This window comes from Pseudoalteromonas sp. S1650 (assembly GCF_005887195.1).
In the GTDB taxonomy this organism is placed as follows: Bacteria; Pseudomonadota; Gammaproteobacteria; order Enterobacterales; family Alteromonadaceae; genus Pseudoalteromonas; species Pseudoalteromonas simplex.
The window spans coordinates 1-6,658 of sequence record NZ_PNDF01000091.1 but is presented as its reverse complement, the minus strand read 5'-3'; the positions used below and the strand labels follow the sequence as shown (position 1 = coordinate 6,658).

Below are 6,658 nucleotides of genomic sequence, written 5' to 3'. Positions count from 1 at the left end.
CATCAATGATTAATAACCTATCAGCTATCAGCTATCAGCTATCAGCTATCAGCTATCAGCTATCAGCTATCAGCTATCAAAAACATAAAACCTGAGAGATCAATGTAAAGCTATTTCAGTTCATTAACACAAAGAACTAAACCTCTATCTCGATCTGCTAAAAACTGACGGCTGAAAGCTGACAGCTCTAAAAAACAAAAAACCGCTGTAGAGACCAAGCAACTACAGCGGTTTTTACGAAATCAAAGCCGTTAAAAATTAATGCTCTTCATTAACGATATTGAGATTATACTTTGGAATTTCAACCACTAAATCTTCATCTTTGATCACTGCTTGGCAACCAAGGCGTGACTCAGGCTCAAGACCCCATGCTTTATCTAGCATGTCGTCTTCAAGCTCATCGCTCTCATCTAAAGAGTCAAAGCCTTCACGGATGACTAAGTGGCATGTTGTACACGCACATGATTTTTCACATGCATGTGGAATGCTAATACCATTCTTTAGCGCAACATCTAATACCGTTTCACCTGCAGGAGCTTCAATAGCAGCGCCTTCTGGGCATAACTCTTCGTGTGGAAGAAAAATAATTTGTGGCATACCTTACCTCGTTAAACTTCGTCTACTGACTGCCCTTGCAGCGCTTTTTTGATTGATGCATCCATTCTGCGAGCAGCAAATTCGCTACTTGCATTGTCTACAGCTTCAATCGCTGCTTTAATTTCTGCAGGTGTTGTTGCACTTTCGCGTACGGCAACAAGTTTAGCAATTTCTGCTTTTAACGCACCTAATTCTTGTTCATCAAGTAATGCACTGTCGGTTGCCAGTGATGCTTCAAGCGCTTCAACAACACGTAGCGCTTCAACTTGCTGCTCTTTAAGCATCCGCGCTTGCATGTCGTCTTTAGCGTTAGTCATTGACTCTTTGAGCATATTTGCAACTTGGTCGTCTGATAAACCAAACGATGGTTTGACCTGAATTTCAGCTTGCACACCCGTTGATTTTTCCATTGCCGATACACTTAATAGGCCATCAGCATCTACTTTAAAGGTTACGCGAATATGCGCAGCACCGGCTGCCATGGCCGGGATACTTTTTAAGCTGAATTTAGCCAACGAACGACAATCGTCAACTAGCTCACGCTCACCTTGTAATACATGCAGTGACATTGCCGTTTGACCATCTTTGAAAGTGGTAAACTCTTGTGCACGTGCAACAGGGATCGTGGTGTTACGTGGAATAATTTTTTCAACCAAGCCACCCATGGTTTCAAGACCTAGCGACAGTGGCAATACGTCTAATAGCAACATGTCTGAATCTGGCTTATTGCCAACCAATACATCTGCTTGCAGTGCTGCACCGAGTGCAACTACGCGATCTGGGTCGATAGAAGTCAGTGGCTCTTTATCAAAAAATGCAGCAACTTGAGAGCGTACAATTGGCATACGAGTCGAGCCGCCAACCATTACAACTTGTAGTACTTCTTCGTTCTCGATACCGGCATCTTTAACCGCACGACGACAAGAACGTAGTGTTTTCTTCACAAGGCTAAGAGCAAGCTCATCAAACATTTCGCGGGTTACTTCAACTTTGTGGCTTTGACCATCAAACTCTAAACCAACATTTACAGTTTGGTATTGGCTTAGCGCTTCTTTACACGCTTTTGCTTTATTGATGAATAAACGCAATACCGATGCAGAAAGCTCGCTAACACCGGTTTGTTTTTTGAAGTAATCAACTAGTAGCGAGTCAAAATCGTCACCACCAAGGCTTGAGTCACCGCCAGTCGCAAGCACTTCGAATACACCTTGGTGTAAACGTAAAATAGAAATATCGAAGGTACCGCCACCTAAATCGTACACGGCGATAATACCTTCTTGGCCTGAATCAAGGCCATAAGCTACAGCCGCAGCCGTTGGCTCGTTTAATAAACGTAATACCTTAATACCAGCAAGCTCGGCAGCATCTTTGGTGCTTTGACGCTGAGCATCATCAAAATAAGCTGGCACAGTAATAACTGCACCTAAGATATCTTGACCTGCAAAGCTGTCTTCTGCGCGCAGTTTCAATGCTTTTAAGATTTCACTCGATGCAGTAACAGGGCTAATTGCACCCGCAACCGTGCTGATTGCTAATGAGCCATCATGCTCACAAAATTCGTACGGCAGTTGACCATAGCTTTTTTCGATTTCAGCCTGAGTTTTACCTAAAAAACGCTTAACCGAGATTAGTGTGTTTGCAGGGTCTTGAGTTGCAGCTGCTGCCGCTCGTTCACCAACCACAATGCTATCTGCTTGGTATTGAACAACCGATGGTAGCATCGCATTGCCTGCTAAATCAGTCAGTGTGCGCGCTTCGCCGCTTTGCACTGTTGCAACTAACGAGTTAGTTGTACCAAGGTCAATACCGACTGCTAATTTGTGCTCATGTGGTGCCGCGCTCTGCCCCGGCTCAGCAATTTGCAATAATGCCATAATGCTCTTTTTAAACTCTTAAATAGCTGTTGTGTAACAACTAACGATTAATCATCAAATAAACTGTCTTCAATACGCTCTAGTTCATCGCGTAACTTATAAACAAACTTCAATTTACGAATATTGTCAGCGGCAGCTTGCCATTGTTGCTCATCATTACTTGCTAGCTGAGCGGCTAATTCGCTGCTGTATTGCTTATCGAGTTGTTTAATTTGCGCTTCAAACTGGGCAATTGCTGCATCAGGATCTGCGGCATTTTCAAGTTCTTCTAATTCTTCACGCAGCTCCATTTGCTGCATTAAGAATAGCGGGTCTTGTAATGTTTGTTGCTCGGCGCGAATATCAACACCAAGCTCGCTTAGCATGTACTCAGCACGTTTTACCGGGTGTTTTAAAGTTTGTAATGCATCATTGATTTCTGCTGCATTTTGCACAGCAAGTAATTTGTCACGGCTGCTAGAGCTTGCGTGGCGATCAGGGTGAACTGCGCGTTGCAGCTCAAGGTAGTGTTTATTAATAGTCGCTAAATCAATGTTGTAATCTACTGGAATTGCAAATAACTCAAAGTAACGCATTACATAATCCAACTCGGTAAACAGGAAAGAACAAAGCCCTACATAGGCAGGGCTTCAAGCAAAGAAAGTTTTATAAGCTTAAACGGTGAAGCTTTCGCCGCAACCACACTCATCGGCTTGGTTCGGGTTGTTAAACTTAAACCCTTCGTTCAAACCTTCTTTGGTGTAATCAAGCTCAGTACCATCAATATAGACTAAGCTTTTGGCATCAACGATCACTTTCACACCACGGCTTTCAAAAATTTCGTCGCCGTCTGCTAACTCATCAACAAATTCAAGAACATAAGCAAGACCTGAACAGCCCGTCGTTTTAATGCCAACGCGTAGGCCAATGCCTTTGCCGCGATTTGCTAAAAATGATTCTACGCGGTTTGCTGCCGCATCTGTCAATGTCACTGCCATGAATTTATCTCTTACTTCGCTTGTTTGCTTTTGTAGTCAGCAATTGCTGCTTGAATCGCGTCTTCTGCTAAAATTGAACAGTGAATTTTCACTGGCGGTAATTCAAGCTCAGCACTGATATCAGTGTTTTTGATTGTTGCAGCTTCATCTAATGTTTTGCCTTTTACCCACTCAGTTACAAGTGAAGAAGAAGCAATTGCGCTACCACAACCATATGTTTTGAATTTTGCATCTTCAATTACACCTTCTGGTGATACTTTGATTTGCAATTTCATTACGTCACCACATGCTGGTGCACCCACCATACCTGTTGCAACTGACGGATCATTTTTGTCTAAAGCACCCACGTTGCGTGGATTTTCAACATGATCGATTACTTTATCACTATAAGCCATAATACTATCCTCACTACCTGCTAGCGGCGGCGATCACTGATTAGTGATGCGCCCACTCAACTGAATCTAAATCAATACCTTCTTGATGCATTTCCCATAGAGGAGACATCTCACGTAAACGGCCGATCGAGTTTTTGATTAGTTCAACGGTGTAATCAATCTCTTCTTCAGTCGTAAAGCGGCCAATGCTGAAACGAATTGAGCTGTGTGCCAACTCGTCATTACGGCCTAATGCACGTAGTACATAAGAAGGCTCTAAGCTTGCTGAGGTACAGGCAGAACCTGATGAAACAGCAATGTCTTTAACAGCCATTAATAACGACTCACCTTCAACAAAGTTGAAGCTGATATTTACAATACCTGGAACTGAGTGACTTGGTTCACCATTGAAGTAAACTTCGTCCATATCAGCCATGATGCCATCGATCAGGCGCTTACGAAGTGCGCTGATGTGTGCATGGTCTTTTTCGAAATCTTCTTTAGCGATTCTAAATGCCGCACCCATACCAACTAATTGGTGAGTAGCTAGTGTGCCTGAACGCATACCACGCTCATGACCACCACCGTGCATTTGCGCTTCTAAACGTGCACGTGGCTTACGACGAACATAAAGTGCGCCGACACCTTTCGGGCCATATACTTTGTGGCCAGAAAACGACATGAAATCTACTTTTAACTGTTGCACGTCGATAAGTACTTTACCTGCGCTTTGTGCAGCATCTACGTGGAACATAATTTTGCGCTCACGGCACATTTCGCCGATTGTCGCGATATCTTGGATAACACCTAGCTCGTTATTTACGTGCATTACGCTCACAAGTACTGTGTCGTCACGCATTGCAGCTTCAAGCTTTTTAAGGTCAAGTAAACCGTTTTCTTCAACGTCCATATAGGTTACTTCGAAACCTTGACGCTCTAGTTCACGACACGTATCAAGCACTGCTTTGTGCTCTGTTTTAACCGTGATAACGTGCTTGCCTTTCTTTTTATAGAACTGCGCAGCACCTTTAATTGCTAGGTTATTTGATTCTGTAGCACCTGAAGTGAAAACAATTTCACGCGGGTCAGCGTTGATCAGATCAGCAATATCTGTACGTGCTTGATCAACGGCTTCTTCTGCTTGCCAACCAAAACGGTGTGAGCGTGATGCAGGGTTACCAAAATTACCGTCCATAGTCAGGCATTGCATCATTTCTTTTGCCACACGTTCATCAACAGGCGTGGTTGCTGCGTAATCTAAATAAATCGGTAACTTCATTTCTCTCTCCGCTTTCGTCAAGCTACAGTTGACAGCTTACTTGAATGTTTTCCAGTTGCTTAATTGCATTGTTGATGCTGTTATCTTGGCGCGATGCGACTTCTTTCACATCTGACTTTTCCACCAATTCAGCAAGGGTAATACTATTTAAAAACTCTTCGATACGTGCGCTTAAGTCCGACCATAAGGTATGAGTCAAACAACGCATGCCGCTTTGGCAGCCACCCGTTGCATTGTGGCAACGTGTTGCATCAACAGACTCATCAACGGCGTTAATCACATCGCCGACAGAAATTTCGTTCGCTTCTCGACCTAGTAAATATCCGCCACCTGGGCCACGCACAGAGGTCACAAGGCCGTTTTTACGTAAACGGGCGAATAGTTGCTCAAGGTAAGATAACGAAATCTCTTGGCGTTCAGAAATATCGGCAAGAGGCACTGCACCCACATTTGTATGTAGTGCAACATCCAACATGGCGGTTACTGCGTATCTGCCTTTTGATGTTAACTTCATGGAGCCCCCGATGTTACTGCACGCTAAGGTGTGCAAATTTTAATTACCAGACCAAAATAGTCAAGTATTATCACTTGATAAAAATTGATACTTGCCATTGATAAAACCGAATACTTGACAAAAACAGTCAAGTAATGGGTACATTGTAATTACCTGAGTAATTTAGTCAAGTATTATACTTATAACCTGTGATTATTTAATAGACTTATTAATAGAGGTAAGAATACCGCGTAAGATGTTCATCTCAGCTTCTTCTGGACGTGCGCGGTTAAATAAACGACGTAGTTTAGTCATCACCATGCCTGGGTGCTGTTTGATGATAAAACCTGTGTCGTTTAGCGTTTGCTCTAGATGCTCATAGAAAAGCTCAGTTTGCTTCGCATTTGGGTAGGTTACTTCGTCTTCTTCTTGTACTTTTGGCTGTTTATTTAAATATGCCATACGTGTTTCATAACACAGTGTTTGCACGGCCATCGCGAGATTTAACGAGCTGTACTCAGGATTTGCAGGAATACATACGTGGTAGTTACATTGTTGTAGTTCTTCGTTCGTTAAACCACTATTTTCGCGACCAAATACGAGTGCAACAGGACCCTGTTCAGCCTCAGCCACTAACTTTTCACCACATTCACGCGGCTCAACCATTGGCCAAGATAAAGTACGTGAGCGTGCGCTGGTACCAATTGTTAAGCCACAATCAGCAATCGCATCTGCCAGTGTATCAACAACCACTGTTTTACCTAAAACATCTGTTGCACCGGCTGCAAGCGCACTCGCATGACTATCAATTTCACAAGCAGGATCAACAAGATATAAATTTGATAAGCCCATCGTTTTCATAGCACGTGCCGCTGAGCCAATATTACCAGAATGTGATGTGTTAACTAATACGATACGAATATCATCAAGTGTCATTGCGTTGTTACTTACTGAAAGTCAAAAATTGCGGGGATTATAACATAGCTATCAGCTATCAGCTATCAGCTATCAGCTATCAGCTATCAGCTATCAGCTATCAGCTATCAGCTATCAGCTTCGATCTT

At 43.1% G+C, this 6,658-nt stretch carries 8 protein-coding genes; all 8 read right to left on the bottom strand.

Going from position 1 to position 6,658, the window contains the following annotated elements; genetic code table 11:
* Positions 1-258 precede the first annotated feature (258 nt).
* Positions 259-597 (bottom strand): ISC system 2Fe-2S type ferredoxin, encoded by a 339-nt coding sequence (gene fdx / locus CWB80_RS20315; RefSeq protein WP_054563549.1) that lies wholly within the window; start codon positions 595-597, stop codon positions 259-261.
* Between the two features lie 11 nt (positions 598-608).
* Entirely contained in the window at positions 609-2,471 is a 1,863-nt protein-coding gene (gene hscA / locus CWB80_RS20310) for a Fe-S protein assembly chaperone HscA (RefSeq protein WP_138602700.1), read from the bottom strand.
* A 47-nt stretch (positions 2,472-2,518) separates the two neighbouring features.
* Complete coding sequence (gene hscB, locus CWB80_RS20305) at positions 2,519-3,046, bottom strand: co-chaperone HscB (protein ID WP_054552503.1); 528 nt, start codon at positions 3,044-3,046, stop codon at positions 2,519-2,521.
* A gap of 78 nt (positions 3,047-3,124) precedes the next feature.
* A complete protein-coding gene (gene iscA / locus CWB80_RS20300) occupies positions 3,125-3,448 on the bottom strand; it encodes an iron-sulfur cluster assembly protein IscA (RefSeq protein WP_054552502.1) in 324 nt (107 codons plus the stop codon).
* A gap of 11 nt (positions 3,449-3,459) precedes the next feature.
* Positions 3,460-3,843 carry a Fe-S cluster assembly scaffold IscU gene (iscU, locus tag CWB80_RS20295; protein WP_054552501.1) on the bottom strand — a complete coding sequence of 128 codons (384 nt, stop codon included), beginning with the start codon at positions 3,841-3,843 and terminating at the stop codon, positions 3,460-3,462.
* 40 nt (positions 3,844-3,883) lie between these two features.
* Positions 3,884-5,101: an IscS subfamily cysteine desulfurase gene (locus tag CWB80_RS20290; protein ID WP_054552500.1), complete on the bottom strand. Its 1,218-nt coding sequence runs from the start codon at positions 5,099-5,101 to the stop codon at positions 3,884-3,886.
* 22 nt (positions 5,102-5,123) lie between these two features.
* Positions 5,124-5,615, bottom strand: coding sequence for a Fe-S cluster assembly transcriptional regulator IscR (gene iscR, locus CWB80_RS20285; RefSeq protein WP_054552499.1), 492 nt, complete (start codon positions 5,613-5,615; stop codon positions 5,124-5,126).
* Positions 5,616-5,807: 192 nt separating this feature from the next.
* A complete protein-coding gene (gene trmJ / locus CWB80_RS20280; RefSeq protein WP_138602698.1) occupies positions 5,808-6,530 on the bottom strand; it encodes a tRNA (cytosine(32)/uridine(32)-2'-O)-methyltransferase TrmJ in 723 nt (240 codons plus the stop codon).
* Between the last annotated feature and the right edge of the window lie 128 nt (positions 6,531-6,658).